General features: G+C 63.3%; 15 protein-coding genes and 1 tRNA gene. 6 read left to right on the top strand and 10 right to left on the bottom strand.

What is annotated here, in order from left to right; translation table 11 throughout:
- Positions 1-6 precede the first annotated feature (6 nt).
- The 5 genes from IE116_RS06375 to IE116_RS06395 all read right to left on the bottom strand — a co-directional run bounded on the left by IE116_RS06375 (position 7) and on the right by IE116_RS06395 (position 4,194).
- On the bottom strand, positions 7-1,515 hold the full coding sequence (locus tag IE116_RS06375) for an AMP nucleosidase (RefSeq protein WP_189610791.1): 1,509 nt from the start codon (positions 1,513-1,515) through the stop codon (positions 7-9).
- A 238-nt stretch (positions 1,516-1,753) separates the two neighbouring features.
- Positions 1,754-1,838, bottom strand: a tRNA-Leu gene (locus tag IE116_RS06380).
- A gap of 64 nt (positions 1,839-1,902) precedes the next feature.
- Positions 1,903-2,328 carry a preprotein translocase subunit SecG gene (gene secG, locus IE116_RS06385; RefSeq protein WP_189610793.1) on the bottom strand — a complete coding sequence of 142 codons (426 nt, stop codon included), beginning with the start codon at positions 2,326-2,328 and terminating at the stop codon, positions 1,903-1,905.
- Entirely contained in the window at positions 2,328-3,110 is a 783-nt protein-coding gene (gene tpiA, locus IE116_RS06390; RefSeq protein WP_189610795.1) for a triose-phosphate isomerase, read from the bottom strand. Before tpiA ends, secG begins: the two co-directional genes overlap by 1 nt.
- 103 nt (positions 3,111-3,213) lie before the next feature.
- Entirely contained in the window at positions 3,214-4,194 is a 981-nt protein-coding gene (locus IE116_RS06395; RefSeq protein ID WP_189610797.1) for an NAD(P)H-quinone oxidoreductase, read from the bottom strand.
- A gap of 328 nt (positions 4,195-4,522) precedes the next feature.
- Between IE116_RS06395 and IE116_RS06400 the strand changes: the two genes are divergently transcribed.
- Genes IE116_RS06400 through IE116_RS06410 form a run of 3 tightly spaced genes read left to right on the top strand, consistent with a single transcriptional unit; the run spans position 4,523 to position 7,017 of the window.
- Positions 4,523-4,939, top strand: coding sequence for a RidA family protein (locus tag IE116_RS06400; protein WP_189610799.1), 417 nt, complete (start codon positions 4,523-4,525; stop codon positions 4,937-4,939).
- Positions 4,940-4,956: 17 nt separating this feature from the next.
- A complete protein-coding gene (locus IE116_RS06405; protein ID WP_189610801.1) occupies positions 4,957-5,970 on the top strand; it encodes an amidohydrolase family protein in 1,014 nt (337 codons plus the stop codon).
- A 48-nt stretch (positions 5,971-6,018) separates the two neighbouring features.
- The gene (locus IE116_RS06410) at positions 6,019-7,017 is read left to right on the top strand and encodes a Bug family tripartite tricarboxylate transporter substrate binding protein (RefSeq protein ID WP_189610803.1); all 999 of its coding nucleotides are present in this window, start codon (positions 6,019-6,021) and stop codon (positions 7,015-7,017) included.
- A gap of 132 nt (positions 7,018-7,149) precedes the next feature.
- On the opposite strand, the gene rraA is transcribed toward IE116_RS06410, so the two are convergent.
- A complete protein-coding gene (gene rraA, locus IE116_RS06415) occupies positions 7,150-7,635 on the bottom strand; it encodes a ribonuclease E activity regulator RraA (RefSeq protein WP_189610804.1) in 486 nt (161 codons plus the stop codon).
- 67 nt (positions 7,636-7,702) lie between these two features.
- Here rraA and IE116_RS06420 point away from each other — a divergent pair, with 67 nt between their 5' ends.
- A complete protein-coding gene (locus tag IE116_RS06420; protein WP_189610806.1) occupies positions 7,703-8,149 on the top strand; it encodes a hypothetical protein in 447 nt (148 codons plus the stop codon).
- Between the two features lie 101 nt (positions 8,150-8,250).
- On the opposite strand, the gene IE116_RS06425 is transcribed toward IE116_RS06420, so the two are convergent.
- From IE116_RS06425 to IE116_RS06440, 4 genes are all read right to left on the bottom strand, one after another.
- Positions 8,251-8,613, bottom strand: a complete 363-nt coding sequence (locus IE116_RS06425; RefSeq protein WP_189610808.1) for a hypothetical protein — start codon at positions 8,611-8,613, stop codon at positions 8,251-8,253.
- A 6-nt stretch (positions 8,614-8,619) separates the two neighbouring features.
- Positions 8,620-9,012, bottom strand: a complete 393-nt coding sequence (locus tag IE116_RS06430; RefSeq protein ID WP_189610810.1) for a hypothetical protein — start codon at positions 9,010-9,012, stop codon at positions 8,620-8,622.
- Between the two features lie 278 nt (positions 9,013-9,290).
- Entirely contained in the window at positions 9,291-10,070 is a 780-nt protein-coding gene (locus tag IE116_RS06435) for an alpha/beta hydrolase family protein (RefSeq protein WP_189610812.1), read from the bottom strand.
- Positions 10,057-11,181 (bottom strand): DUF3182 family protein, encoded by a 1,125-nt coding sequence (locus IE116_RS06440; RefSeq protein WP_189610814.1) that lies wholly within the window; start codon positions 11,179-11,181, stop codon positions 10,057-10,059. The genes IE116_RS06435 and IE116_RS06440 overlap by 14 nt, the downstream gene beginning before the upstream one ends.
- 256 nt (positions 11,182-11,437) lie before the next feature.
- Here IE116_RS06440 and ku point away from each other — a divergent pair, with 256 nt between their 5' ends.
- Both ku and ligD read left to right on the top strand, forming a co-directional pair.
- The gene (gene ku / locus IE116_RS06445; protein WP_189610816.1) at positions 11,438-12,505 is read left to right on the top strand and encodes a non-homologous end joining protein Ku; all 1,068 of its coding nucleotides are present in this window, start codon (positions 11,438-11,440) and stop codon (positions 12,503-12,505) included.
- A gap of 6 nt (positions 12,506-12,511) precedes the next feature.
- Positions 12,512-15,403, top strand: coding sequence for a non-homologous end-joining DNA ligase (gene ligD / locus IE116_RS06450; RefSeq protein WP_189610818.1), 2,892 nt, complete (start codon positions 12,512-12,514; stop codon positions 15,401-15,403).
- The last annotated feature ends 24 nt before the right edge of the window (positions 15,404-15,427 follow it).

The raw sequence follows: 15,427 nt of genomic DNA on the forward strand, positions 1-15,427 counted from the left end.
CTCGCCTTACTGAAAGGCCGTCTCCATGAAGTTGCGCAGCTTGCGCGAATGCAGCCGTTCGGGGGGCATGTCGCGCAGCAGCTCCAGGGCACGAATGCCGATGTCCAGATGCTGGCCGACCTGCCGCCGATAGAAGGCGCTTGCCATGCCGGGCAGCTTCAGTTCCCCATGCAGGGGCTTGTCGGATACACACAGCAGCGTCCCATACGGTACCCGGAAGCGGAAGCCGTTCGCGGCGATTGTTGCGGACTCCATATCCAGCGCAATCGCGCGTGACTGGGCAAAACGCTGCACCGGCTCGAGCTGCTCGCGCAGTTCCCAGTTGCGGTTGTCGATGGTCGCCACGGTGCCGGTGCGCATGATGCGCTTCAACTCCCAGCCCGACAGCCCGGCAACTTGTTCGACCGCCTGTTCCAGCGCGACCTGCACTTCGGCCAGCGGCGGCACGGGCACCCAGGTCGGCAAGTCCGCATCCAGCACGTGATCGTCGCGGACATAACCGTGCGCCAGCACATAATCGCCCAGGCGCTGTGACGTGCTCAGCCCCGCGCAATGTCCCAGCATCAGCCACGCGTGCGGCCGCAGCACGGCAATGTGATCGGTGATCGTTTTTGCATTGGAAGGCCCGACGCCGATATTGACCAGCGTCACGCCAGAGTTGTTGGGTCGTACCAGGTGATACGCCGGCATTTGCGGCAGCCGTCCCACCGCGACCCGGTTCGGCTCGCTTTCGCCGTGACGCGTGATGCGGTTGCCCGGCTCCACCAAAGCGTCGTACTCGCCGCTGCCGACCAGCGCGCGCGCCCGTTCGCAGAACTCGTCCACATAGAACTGGTAGTTGGTGAACAGCACATAATTCTGGAAATGCGTCGGCGCGGTGGCCGTGTAGTGCTGCAAGCGATGCAACGAGTAGTCGATCCGCGGCGCGGTAAACGGCGCCAGCGGCCGCGGCGACGTGTCATTGCCGAACCACGTCCCGTTGACGATTGCATCGTCGGTGATCGCCAGATCCGGCACGTCGAACATGTCGCGCAGCGGTCGCTTCAGCGCCTCGATCTGTTCGCCTTCCACATAGGTGCCATCGGGAAAGGCAAAGTGCAAAGCGATCGGCACGTCGGACTCGCCCACGTCGATTGCCACGCCATGGTTCTGGATCAGCAGCTTGATCTGCTCGGTCAGGTATTCCTCGAACAGCGCAGGCTGGGTGACGGTGGCCTGATACACCCCCGGCTCGGCTACGTGCCCGTACGACAGGCGCGAGTCCACGGAATCGTAGGTATCGACGCGAATGCGGATGAAGGGATAGCACGCGCGCACGCGCCCCGCCTCGGCGGCATGGGCGGCAACGATGTCCTTGAAGGATGCCACCAGCCACGCGGTATTGCGCTCGTAAATGGCGATCAGCCGCGCAACGGCAGCCGTTGCGTCGCGGAAGGATTCGGTGGGCCAGGGAGTGGGTCGTGCGGGCTCGACAGGGTGAGCAGGAGGAGCGGAAGGCGGAACGGAATCAGTCATGGGCATTCTTCACGTTGGACGCGGCAGGCGTGCTGCGATAGCGGCGTCGAAACGAAAGGCCATGTCGGCGGCCTTGCGCGTCGCGACGACTAAGCCATGATACCGGTGAATATGGACAGAAGAATGGCTGAGCCAGGACGAAAAAAAACCCGCATCGTTCAAGACGTATGCAGGTTCTTTTCGAATTGCGGTACTGCTGCTGACTTTTTCACTTCTCAGTATCTTCTTGTCAGTATCTTGGTGCCGTCGGCGAGACTCGAACTCGCACAGCTTTCGCCACTACCCCCTCAAGATAGCGTGTCTACCAATTTCACCACGACGGCATTTGCTCCAAGCCCGCTAGTATATAGGAAATCTGGCGTGGCTGCCGCCAGACTTCCCATATTTTTAGCTGCGGGGTGTTGCTGGCGCGGCGGGTGCGACAGGGGCCGCAGGTGCCGCTGGCGTGGCCGGCGAGACCGGCACCGAGTTGTCGTTGCCGGGGACCGGAGGACGGGGCAGGCCTGGCACCGAAGGCACGGAACGATCGGTCGGGACGGCGTCCATCACGCCGCCCGCCGGGGCGACCGATGCGGCCGGACGGCCCAGGTAGGCCAGGCCGGCAGTGGTGACGAAGAAGACAACGGCTGCCCACTTGGTGGCGCGCGACAGGAAGTTCGCTGCGCCGGTGGCGCCGAACAGACTGCCTGCGGAACCGCCGCCAAACGCCGAGCCCATGTCGGCGCCCTTGCCCTGTTGCAACAGCACCAGGACGATGATGGTAATGGCGGAAATGACCTGCACGATCAGCAGGACGGTGAACAAAACAGACATTAAAGACTCCGGGTTGACGCGCCCGCCTCGGCGATGCGCAAGAATTCGTCGGCGACCAGGGCGGCACCGCCGATCAGCCCACCGTCGATGTCGGCCTGCGCGAACAAGGTGGCCGCGTTGGCTGCCTTGACGCTGCCGCCATAAAGAATACGGACGCCCGGGCACTTGACGGCGACCAGCGCGGCGCGGATCGCGGCGTGCACTTCCTGCGCCTGTTCGGGGCTGGCGGTCTTGCCGGTGCCGATGGCCCAGACGGGCTCGTAGGCCAGCACCATTTTCAAGACGGCGTCGGATCCCAGGGCAAGCACGGGGGCGAGCTGCGCATGGATGACATCCAGGAAGCGGCCGCTTTCGCGTTCTTCCAGGCTTTCACCGATGCAGACGACGGGCGTCAGGCCGGCAGCCAGGGCGGCCTTGGCCTTGTCGGCGACGACCTCGCTGGATTCGGCGTGCATGCTGCGGCGCTCGGAATGGCCCACGAGCACGTAGCGGCAGCCGAAGTCGGCAAGCATGGTGCCCGAGACTTCGCCGGTGTAGGCGCCCTTGTCGAAGCGGCTGATGTCTTGCGCGCCCCAGGCGATGTCGGACCCGTGCAATGAGGATTCGGCTTGCGACAGGTAGGGAAACGGAACGCAGACGCCGACGTCGCAGGCGGCGGCATTCGAGGACTGGTTCCAGCCGGAACGGATAGCGGACAGGAGCTGCGCGTTGGCGGCAAGCTCGCCATGCATTTTCCAGTTGCCAAGGACGAGACGGCGGATGTTCTGCTGAGTAGTGGTCATCGAGTGCACATCGAAAATTGCCCCGAATGTTCAGCCGGACGGCTTGGGCAAAAGATCGATTGTATCGGCTTCTGGCCTCTCGCTACAGCACCTGTCGTAAAAACTAGATCGTGAGCATGATCTTGCCCACCTGTTCACCCGCTTCCATCATGGCGTGGGCCTTGGCGGCATCGGCCAGCGGGAAGGTCGCGTGGATCACCGGTTTGAGCTTGCCGGCTTCAAGCAAGGGCCAGACGTGCTCGCGCAGCGCGGTCGCGACGCTGCCCTTGAAGGCCGCATCGCGTGGGCGCAGCGTCGAACCCGTCAGGGTCAGGCGGCGGCGCATCATCAGGTTCAGGTCAAGCTGTTCGGCCTTGGTGCCGCCCAGCGTCGCAATCATGACGATGCGGCCGTCATCGGCCAGACATTGCAGATCACGGGCAATGTAGTCGCCAGACACCATGTCGAGGATGACGTCGACACCCTTGCCGTCGGTCAGGCGCTTGATCTCGGCCACGAAATCCTGCGTCTTGTAGTTGATGCCGGCGATGGCGCCCAGTTGTTCGACGGCGCGGACGCGGTCGTCACTGCCCACCGTGGCGTAGGTCGCATGGCCCATGGCCGTGGCCATCTGGACAGCCGTGGTCCCGATGCCGCTCGCGCCGCCGTGGACCAGGAAGCTCTCGTTGCCGGACAGGCGGCCGCGCATGAAGACGTTGCTGTACACGGTGAAGTACGTTTCGGGCAGGCCGGCCGCTTCGATCATGGACAGGCCGGCCGGGATCGGCAGGCATTGCACGGCCGGGGCGACGCAGTATTCGGCATAGCCGCCGCCGTTCACCAGCGCGCACACGGAATCCCCCACCTTGAAGCCGGCCGCCGCCGCATCGCCACCCACGATCACTCCGGCGACTTCCAGGCCCGGCAAGTCCGATGCGCCCGGGGGCGGCGGGTAGCTGCCCTTGCGCTGGAACACGTCAGGGCGATTGACGCCCGCCGCCACGACCTTGATCAGCACCTCGCCGGCGGCGGGTTCGGGAATGGAACGCTCGACCGGCTTGAGTACGTCGGGTCCGCCAGGCTGGGTGATTTCGATCGCGATCATGTATGGGCTCCTAAAGTAATGGAGCAATCATACGGTACAGGGGGCCCCCCCTAGGCGCTGCGCGCCTCCCCCAGGGGCAGCACTGGCGGACCGGGGGACCCGAAGGGTCAGGCCCCCCCCTAGGCGCCGCGCGCCTCCCCCAGGGGCAGCACTGGCGGACCGGGGGACCCGGATCCGCTGTGCTCCTGGTCGGCGCGGCGGCCGCCATTCCTTCCTTGAATACCTGGACACCAAATCGCTTGTTTTCTTTTGTACGTATCCTCCCTAGACTCTGCCGGTGCGACGCTGGCGTGCATGCCGCGCGCGGAACTTCAGGACACGACACACCATGACGACACAAGCGCAGGTCATCGAAGGCAAGGCCACTCCTCGCGGGAAGTATCCGCATATCAAGCGGGCGGGGGATCTCCTGTTCGTATCGGGTACGAGCTCGCGCCGTGCCGACAATTCGTTTGCCGGGGTCGAAGTCGACGCCATGGGTACCACGCGCCTGGACATCCGCGAGCAGACGCGTGCCGTCATCGAGAACATTCGTGACATTCTGGCAACAGCGGGCGCATCGTTGAGCGACGTGGTCGAGATCAGCACCTTCCTCGTCGACATGAACGACTTCGGCGGCTACAACGAGGTGTACGGCGAGTTCTTCGACTACACCGGTCCGGCCCGGACCACGGTCGGCGTGCATCAGCTCCCCCATCCTCACCTGCGCATCGAGATCAAGGCGATCGCGTACAAACCCCTTTGATCCGCCAGGCGACGACCATGAAAATCGACATGCATTCCCACTTCTTCCCGCGGATCACGCAGGCCGAAGCCGCTGCCCTCGACCCTGTGCGCGGCCCCTGGCTGCGGGTGGACGAAGGTGGCAAGTCCGGCCAGATCATGCGCGCCGACCAGCCCTTCCGCCCGGTGTATGACGCCTTGTGGGATGTCGACACACGGCTGGCCGAGATGGACGCGCAGAAGGTGGACATCCAGGTCACGTGTTCGACCCCGATCATGTTCGGCTATGAATACCCGATTGAACGCGTCATGCCCTGGGTGCAGCGCATGAACGAGCTGGCGATCGAGTTCTGTGAGCCCACCAAGGGCCGCGTGATCGCACTGGCGCAAGTGCCGCTGCAAGACATCGACGCGGCCTGCCGCGAGGCGTCGCGCGCGATGTCGATCGGCCACCACGGCGTGCAGATCGGCAACCACATGGGCGACCGCGACCTGGACGACGAAGGCCTGGTGACCTTCCTGCAGCACTGCGCCAACGAAAACATTCCGATCCTGGTGCACCCGTGGGACATGATGGGCGGCGACCGCATGAAGCAGTGGATGCTGCCGTGGCTGGTGTCGATGCCGGCGGAAACGCAGCTGGGCATTCTGTCGTTGATCCTGTCGGGCGCGTTCGAACGTATCCCCGAATCGCTCAAGATCTGTTTTGGCCACGGCGGCGGCAGCTTTGCCTTCCTGCTGGGCCGCGTCGAAAACGCGTGGAAGCATCGCGACATCGTGCGCAAGGATTGCCCGAAGCCGCCGTCGGAATACGTGAAGCGTTTCTTTGTGGATTCGGCCGTGTTCGACCCGCGCGCCCTGCGCTTGCTGGCCGAAGTGATGGGCACCGACCGCATCATGTTGGGATCGGACTATCCCTTCCCGCTGGGCGAACAGCAGATTGGCCAGCTGGTGGCGGATCATCCGGACCTGACCGAGGCCGACAAGAAAGCGATCTGGGCCGACAACGCCATCGACTTTTTCAATATCGACGTAAAGGGCTTTGCCGCCTGACCTGACGTTCCTTTGTTTCCTGACCCACCCCGCACCCAAGGAACCACCATGAAGTTAGCCCCCTCTGTGAGCCGTATGTCGCGCACCGCGCTGTCGGCCGGCCTGACCGCGCTGTCGGTCGTCGCGGCCGCGCCGGCCTTTGCCGCCGACTACCCCGATCATGCGATTCGCCTGATCGTGCCCGCCCCACCGGGCGATGGCACTGACATTCTTGCTCGCAGTGTGGGCAAGGTGCTGGGCGAGCGGCTGGGCCAGAGCGTCGTGATCGAAAACCGGCCCGGTGCGGGGGGTGGCATTGCCGCCGACGCCGTCGCCAAGGCCGCGCCCGATGGCTACACGCTGATGATGGGCAATGCGAGTTCGCACGCCGTGACCCCGGGTCTGTACAAGAAGCTGTCGTGGGATCCGGTCAAGGACTTCACGCCTATCGCCTTGATTGCCAGCGCGCCGAACGTGCTGGTCGTGAACCCCAACCTGCCGGTCAAGAACATTCAGGAATTTATCGCCTATGCCAAGGCCAACCCGGGCAAGCTGAACATTGCGTCGGGCGGCAACGGCAGCCTGTCGCACCTGTCGGCCGAGTTGTTCAATTCGATGGCCGGCACGCAGATCACGCATGTGCCGTACAAGGGCGCGGCGCCTGCCGTCACAGCCTTGATGGGCGGCGAGGTGTCGGCCCTGTTGATCAACATTCCGACGGTGACGCAGCATATTGCCTCGGGCAAGCTGCGCGGCCTGGCGGTCAGTGGCAAGACGCGCTCGCCACAACTGCCCGACCTGCCCACGCTGAATGAAGCGGGCCTGAAGGGGTACGACACCGAAGCCTGGTTCGGCCTGTTTGCGCCGGCCAGGACACCGGCTGCCGTGATCACCAAGCTGCAGGCCTACACCCGCGCATCATTGGCCGAACCGGCCGTGCAGACGCAGATGCGCAACATGGGTGCGGTCAAGTCGGACTTGCAAGGCGCCGCCTTCGCCACCTTCATGCAGCAGGACCTGAACAAGTACGGCGCGATCATCAAGTCCGCGAACGTGCAGGTCGATTGATGGCCGGCGTTGCAGGCGGATCATCAGTGCGCTGACGATCTGCCTGCCTGTGCCGGCGGCTGGCAGGCAATCCGCCCGGCCACGACACCCCCCGATGCCCCGGAATGACTCCTGGTCATCGGGGGTTTTTTATTAGAGGTCGGCCGGGGACGGCAGCACAACGATGCCGTCTTCGTCGCTGTACAGATACTGGCCAGGTTCGAAGGTGACGCTGCCGAAGTAGACCGGGATGTCGACGATGCCATCCCCACGCTTGGCACTGCGGCGGGGATTGGTGCCAAGCGCCTTGACACCGATGGCCAGGCTGTCGATCAGCATGGAGTCGCGGATGGCGCCATAGACGACGACGCCGGCCCAGCCGCTGTCGACGCCACTGCCCGCCAGCATGTCGCCCATCAGTGCGCTGCGCATCGACCCACCGCCGTCAACGACGAGGACTTCGCCTTTGGAAGGTTGCGCCAGCGTCTGCTTGATGAGGCCGATGTCTTCCAGCGTGCGCAGGGTGCGGATGCGGCCTTCAAAAATGCGGTGTTTGCCGAAGCTGCGGAACTGGATGTCGCACGACGCGGCGTGTGGATACATGTCGGTGATATCGCTGGTACGGGCCGAACTGGACATAGGACTTCCGGAGGATCTGGTGAAGCCTTAGTCTAGCGGTTTCGCCTCACCTGCGCCTTTGTCCATCATGTCCCCGAATCGCACTTTTGCATCTCGCCTTGTCATCGCCGCGGTCGGCGTGTCGGCCTGCCTGTCGGCGGGCCTGGCCCAGGCGCAAGCCGTCATCCAGATCACCGTACAGAACGACAGCCCGCGCGCCATGAGGCGCGTCTCCAGCAGCGCCGGCACCGCGCAGGAAAGCGCGCCCGCCACGCGGATCGCCGTCGGCAGCAGCGATCGTTTTACCGTCACGGCGCGTGACGCGGGGCCGCTGCAAGGCAGCGCAACGTACGCGTCCACCGACGACCGGTATCAGTGCCGCTTCGTGTACGCGGTCACGCCGCGCGGGGGAGACCGATGGGGCTTCGAGCACACCGGCACGTCGGTCGGCCCCAGGCCGGTTACGTGCCGCGTGACGATGCAGTCATCGGACGCGCGGGCCGGCAGTCAGTCGCTGGTGCTGACGATACGGTGACGGATAGGTGATGGAAGCGCCCGTTCCCTGTGCGGGAATCATGCAGCCCGCAGAAGAATCGGTTCACGCAGACCGGCCATACGAGCCGGGCAACGACGAGGTCAGCGCAGCGGCGGACCGTCGTTGGCAGCGCGCCGGTCGGCACGCGCGCCACGCCGCACCGGCAGGTTCGACACGCGTGACAGGACAAGACACAGTCCCAGCAGGATCAGGCCACAAGGAAGGATCAGGTTCCAGCTGAACCAGCGCTCGTGATAGGCGTACCAACCCGCGCCGGCAAAGATCAGCATCGGCCCGTTGACGACCGATGACTTGGTAAAGCCTTCCAATACCAGCACCAGCACACCCGCGACGGCCAGCGCGCCAGCGCCAAGGATTTCCCATTCGATGCGCCAGCCGAGCTCGTGCAGCAGCCAGGCGATCCCCAACAGGACAAGAATGAGCGGACCGGCGGTATTTTTCATCGTGCCTTATCGAAGCGCGGCGCGGGCGCCAATCAGGCCGAGCAACTGGCTGGCTTGCGTCCCGGCGTCGGCGGCAGACGCCGCGTGTTGAAACAGCTTGGGGCCGAGCGACTTGACCGACGCACGGCGCAAGACATCTTCGGCTTCGCGGCCGGACGTGAAGTCCTTCATGGTCAGTGCGGGGTTCAGATCGCCGGCCTGGATGCGCGCAATGGCGACTCCGTGGATCTCTTGCTCGTTGGCAAAGTACGCGGACATGAGTCCGGCGTCGTCCAGCCCGCCGCCGAAATGCGACCACAGCACCTCGCCCGAAATGGTCGCAAGGAACAGGTTGCCGTGGTACTGCACCTGGAAGGTCAACGTGTCGTTGAGAGTCTTGAAAGTTGGATAGCCGTTCATGAAGCGGTCAGGTTGGAAAGTTCGTCCGTGCACGTAGCACTCGACGGACGAGGGTTATGGCACAAGCCCGCATAAGGCGAACTGCTACATCGTGTGGCCGCGAAGATACTCGAAAGTCAAAATTTCCGGCAAGCATTTAACATGTCCATACACTCCGCAGCGCCCGATATAGCGTCGTTTGCGCCCGGTGCGGTGAAGCTTTTGTGAGACTTGTACTGACAAGTTGCCGTCAACCGCGACACGTCCGTGATCATTTGCCGGCGCACGCTGCATGCGGATCACTGCTGTCCCATGTCCGCCGTCCAGTGGTGCAGGTTGTTCCCGACCCGCGCGCCAATGAACATTTCAGTGGTCCACTTGAGCAGGATGTCGTTGTAGGCTGCCTGGCTCAGCTCGCCGGTCAACGCGTGGTCGGCGCCATCCAGGATCCGATGCGTGAGCGAGTGGCTTTTCACGAACGCCGCACGGTAATTCATGATGGTCTGGTGCGGGATGAAATCGTCGTGCTCGGACTCGACGATCAGGACGTCGCCTTCAAACGTCGCGCATGCGGACAGCGCACGGTTTTCATCGGGTGACACGGGCGACCGCCGATACCGGGCGATGTCGTCGCGGTCCAATGACCGCTTGGGCACGTCCCATTCCGTGTCGCGGTACAGCGCGGGCACATGCAGCGCGAGCCACTTGACGGGCCGCAGCGTGGTCAGGATGGCCGACAGATAGCCGCCATAACTGCTGCCGACCACAGCGATCGACGCCGTGTCGATCGATGGATGCGCCACCAGGCAATCGTATGCGGCCAGCAGGTCGTTCAGATTGTCGTTGCGCGACACGGTCTTGCGTTGATCCAGCGTGCGTTCGTGACCGCGCAGGTCGAACGTCATGCAGACGCAACCCAGGCCTGCCACGCCCTTGGCGCGCACCAGATCACTGTGCTGGCTGCCGCCCCATCCATGCACGAACAAGACGCCAGGAACCTTGGAGTCCGGCGCCAGAAATGTGCCGGCGATCGATTCGTGGTCGACCGGGATATTGACCTTCTCATTACGTATTGCCATACCTGCCTGCCATTACAAACTTGGTGATGAAACCGACGTCTTCGTCCACGCCGCGAAAGGTGACACAGGCACCTTCGGGCGCATGCTGCGCGGGCCCGTACAGTTCGACCGTGGATGCCCGCACCACGTTCAAGGCCGGGTCCGCGGCAAAGGATTCCAGGGCGACGACTTCGGCGCCGCTGGCGCCGCCAATGCGCCAGGATTGCTCCAGCACGCCGCTGCGCGGCTGCCCTTGCGGGTCGATTCCTTGCGCAATGTCGTAGTTGCGGCGTGACGCGAGCAGCCCGGCGTAATGCAAGGACGCCGCGTTGTCAAAGATGCGTCCTTGTTCGACGGCCTTGCGCACCGGCGGATCCAGTTCGAGCGCGAGCAAGGCATCGAATCCGCCCCGCACGACACACAGGTCCGACCCGCCGTACACTGCTTCGCCGGCATTGTCGGGAGTCAGCCGCTGCGTGCCCCAGTAGCTGGCGACCAGTCCGGCCACCCTGACCTGACCCACACTGTAGGTCACGACCTGGTCCAGGTTTTCTTCAAGCACGACACCGCAGCTGGTCAGCTCATCGGACGCAAGGTCCTGGAGGGCCGTGTCGAGTTCGTCGGCAGACTGCACGACGGTCTGTCCCCGGCCGCCCGTGGCCAGCACGGGTTTGATGCGGATCGGCCCTGCTTCGAGCAATCGACGGCCGGCCTCCCGGGCGTCAACCATCGTAAAGGCCGTCAATCCGCGCAGGGTGGCGTCGCGGACCGCTTCCGAAAACGCCTTGGACCACCCCTCGGGCGCCGCGGCGTCGTGACGGACCAACGGGTGCGAAATGGCCTTGGTGGCGATGAAAGCGTGCGGGACAACAGCGCCGAACAGATCGTCTTCGGTCTCGATGCCGATGCCGCGGGCCATGTCGACCCCGACGATCGTGCCGGTTGGAATGTAGTAGGTGTCTGCAGAAGCCGCCGCGCCATCATGAATGCCGCCAAACTGGCGGCCATGCAACGCGGCAATACGGGTAGCCAGTGCATGGTGCACGGCGCGTTCATGGGATGGCACGTTCTTGCGGGCGGGATAGATCACAACGGGTCCTGCCGGGCGAGCGGATGAATGAAGCGTTGCCATCGGAAATCTCCAGAGTTGGGCGAGACGGTGGAGCCTTTTTTAGAAGCTACCTGCTCCGGCGCATTTCCGGTAAGCCTTTCGGGTGAGCAAATGATTAACAATGTAATTATCTCCGCGCGACCCGGCGCACTGCGGTCGAGCAGGAAAAATTTACCTGTCGAGCGCGGAATATCCTCTGCCAAGCCTTCCGCCGCGCCGTTCGGCCAATCCGGAATGATTATTGCTGGGCAATAACAAAAACCTCGGGGCGGACATCATGGCGACATCAAGCAGGCGCGTGCTTTGGAAAGGCGCGATTTCCTTCGGACTGGTTCACATCCCCATTGCCTTGCATTCGGCAACGAGCGAACAGGGCATCGATTTCGACTGGCTCGACAAACGGACAATGGATCCGGTCGGCTACAAGCGTATCAACAAGAAAACCGGCAAGGAAATCGACCGCGAAAACATCGTCAAGGGCGTGCAGTATGAAGACGGCCAGTATGTGATCGTGTCGCAGGACGAGATCCAGGCGGCCTATCCAAAGACCACCCAGACCATCGAGATCGAGGCCTTTGTCGACGCGGGCGAAATTCCCTTCGTCTACTTCGAGCGGCCGTATTACATCTCCCCCATCAACAAGGGCGCGAAGGTGTACGCGCTGCTGCGCGAAGTCCTGCTCAAGACGAACAAGGTGGGCATTGCCAAGGTGGTGATCCAGACCAAGCAGCACTTGGCCGTCTTGGTGCCCTCCGAAAAAGCCCTGGTGCTGAACCTGCTGCGCTGGGGTGACGAAATCCGCAGCCTGGATGACCTGGACTTGCCAGGCGCAGGCGTGTCGAACGCCGGGATTTCGCCCAAGGAAATGAAGATGGGCGAGCAGCTGGTCGAAGACATGAGCGATTCGTTCAAGCCCGACGAATTCACGGACTCGTTCCGTGAACAGATCCTTAAATTGGTGGACGAGAAGGTCAAGGCCGGCGACACGGAAAGCGTCGGCCCCATCGAGGAAGTGGAAGAAGAGGCAGCCGGCGCCAAGATCTACGATCTGACCGAGCTGCTGCAGCGGAGCCTGAAGAAAGGCCGTGGCGCCTCGGGCGGCAAGGCGGCGGCAGACGAGACCGATGCCGGCAACAGCGATGACAGCGATGACGATACCGTCGAGGAAGCGCCCGCGCGCAAGGGCGCCAGCAAGTCATCAGGCAAGGAGGCATCCACCAAAACCGCGTCGAAGTCCGCCGCCACGAAGTCGAGCGCGAAACCTGCTGGCAAGACCGCCGCGAGCAAGACGGTTGCCAAAAAGACAGCCGCCAAGCCGGCGCCTGCGAAACGTCGATCGGCCTGATGCCCCATGAGTGAGTCGCTGAAAACCTACCGCGCCAAACGCAATTTCGCGATTACGTCCGAACCGGAGGAAGGCGGCGAGCCCAATGCCGCCCATCGGTCATTCGTGATCCAGAAGCACTGGGCGACGCGTCTGCATTACGACTTCCGCCTGGAACTCGATGGCGCCATGAAGAGTTGGGCGGTTCCGAAGGGCCCGAGCTACGACCCCAAAGACAAGCGGATGGCCGTCCACGTCGAAGACCATCCGATTTCGTACAACCAGTTCGAAGGGGAAATCCCGGCCAAACAATATGGCGCGGGAAAGGTCATTATCTGGGACAAGGGCGTATGGGCGCCGTTGGGCGATGCCGAGCAGGGCTATCGTGACGGCAACCTGAAGTTCGAATTGTTCGGTCACAAGATGCGCGGCAAGTGGGTGCTGGTGCGCATGAAGGGGCGCGGCGAAAAGCAGGAGCCGTGGCTGCTGATCAAAGAGAAAGACGCCTACGTGCAGGACGGCGCGACCTTCAGTGTGGTCGATGAATTTCCGGACAGCGTCGCCGCCCTGCCCTTGCCCGATGAAGCCCTGGCGCGCATGGCTAGCTTCGAAATGCCACGGGAAGACGGCGGCAAGGCGGCCAGCAAATCCACGAGCAACGCGTCGTCGGCTGCTGCCCGGAAAGCGGCCAAGGCGGACATGCAAGCCGCGGTCGAACCACCGGCTCCCTCCACCGCGCGCAAGTCGAGCAAGAAGACTGCAGCGGCAAGCCGACCTGCATTGCCCGACGGCGTGGTACCGGCCGATCTGCCTGCGACGTTCCAGCCGCAGTTGGCCACGCTGGTGGACGGGCCGCCTTCGGACAGCAGCGACTGGGTGTACGAGATCAAGTTTGACGGCTACCGGATGCTGGCGCGTATCGAGGGCCAGACCGTCACGCTATTTACCCGGAACGGCAACGACTGGACGCACAAACTCAAGCCGCTTGCCCAGACAATCCAGGGCCTGTCGTGGCCTGATGGCTGGTACGACGGCGAGATCACCGTGCTGAATGCACGCGGCGTGCCGGATTTTCAATCCTTGCAGAACGCCTTCGACAAGGCCGCGACCAAAGACATCGTGTTTTACCTTTTCGATGTGCCGTATTGCGATGGCCACGATCTGCGGTCCGTCCCGCTGACCGAGCGCCGCGCGTATCTGGAAAGCCTGTTCACCGACGACACGCCCGACGCCATGCGATACAGCGACACGTTCGATGCGCCGCCGGTCGATGTCGTGGCCTCGGCGTGCCAGCTCGGCCTTGAAGGGGTGATCGGCAAACGCAAGTCGTCGACCTATGTGTCGCGGCGATCGCGCGACTGGATCAAGCTCAAGTGCAGCAAGCGCCAGGAATTCGTCATTGGCGGCTATACCGATCCCCAGGGCGCGCGCACAGGGTTCGGATCCTTGATGCTGGGGGTGCACGACGAGGATGGCAAGCTGCAGTACGCCGGCAACGTCGGCACGGGATTCAACGACAAGACATTGACCGAAGTGACCCGGCGCCTGGAAGCACTGGCGACCCGCACGCGGCCGTTTGCCACGACCACAGGCATTGATCGCAAGGCGCATTGGGTGGAACCCACTCTGCTGGCCGAAGTGTCATTCGGCGAATGGACCGGCGACGGCCGCATCCGCCATGCCGTCTTTCACGGCCTGCGCAGCGACAAGCCCGCCAAGGCCATCATCCGCGAAGCGCCCAGCGCGCCGGAACCGGACGCCTCTGAACCAAGGGATGGCGACACTACCGAGGACACCATGACAGCGGTCAAGACAACGAGTGCAAAGAAGGCGACGAAGACGGCCGTGAAGACGGCGGCTGCCCAGACCGAAGCCGATACGGCGGCATCCAGGAAGACGGCTGCGAAGAAGGCGGTGGCCAAGAAGGCAACCGCCACGAAGGCGACCGCTACCGAGGAGGCCAAGGCGCCACGCAAGGCCGCCAGGAAGGCAGCAGGCGCCAGCACGAGCAACGAAGCAGCCGAGCTGCCCGCCGGCCTGAAGATCAGCCATCCGGACCGGGTGATCGATGCATCCACCGGCATCACCAAGCTCGACGTCATCAAGTACTACGCCCTGGTGGCCCCATTGATCCTGGAACACCTCGCTGACCGTCCGGTGTCGTTGGTTCGAGCGCCCGAAGGCATTGGCGGCGAGCTGTTCTTCCAGAAGCATATGGAAGCGGCCAAGATGCCGGGGGTGACCTTGCTGCCCAAGGCGCTCGACCCGGGTCACGCGCCGCTCATGGAAATCACGACGGCCGCCGGACTGCTTTCCGCAGCGCAAATGAACGTGCTGGAATTCCACACCTGGAACGGGACCAAGCAAGCCATTGCCAAACCCGACCGCATGACCTTCGACCTGGACCCGGGGGACGGCGTTGGCTGGCCTGCCATGCAGGAAGCCGCGCACGTGGTGCGGGCCATGCTGGAGCAATTGGAGATTGCCTGCTTCGTGAAGACCAGCGGCGGCAAAGGCCTGCACGTGGTCGTGCCCTTGCAGCGGCGTTATGACTGGGACACGGTCAAGGATTTCTCGCAGGCGATCGTGCAGCATCTGGCAAAGACACTGCCCAAGCGTTTGTCAGCCAAGAGCGGCCCCAAGAATCGGGTCGGCAAGATCTTTGTGGATTATCTGCGCAATGGATTCGGGGCGACAACAGTATCGGCGTGGTCACTGCGCTCGCGGCCCGGATTGGGCGTATCGGTTCCCTTGCGATGGGACGAGGTCGATACCCTGGAGAGTTCGTCGCAATGGAATCTGCAGAATATCCAGACCCGGCTGGAAGCAGGCAATGACCCCTGGGCCGATTATGCCGATTCCGCGCAAAGCATTACCCAGGGCATGAAGATACTGGGATTCAAACCCGCCAAGCCGTGATGGTGATTCGCGAGTGCCAATAAC

The organism is Pigmentiphaga litoralis (assembly GCF_014651835.1).
GTDB classification, from domain to species: domain Bacteria; phylum Pseudomonadota; class Gammaproteobacteria; order Burkholderiales; family Burkholderiaceae_B; genus Pigmentiphaga; species Pigmentiphaga litoralis.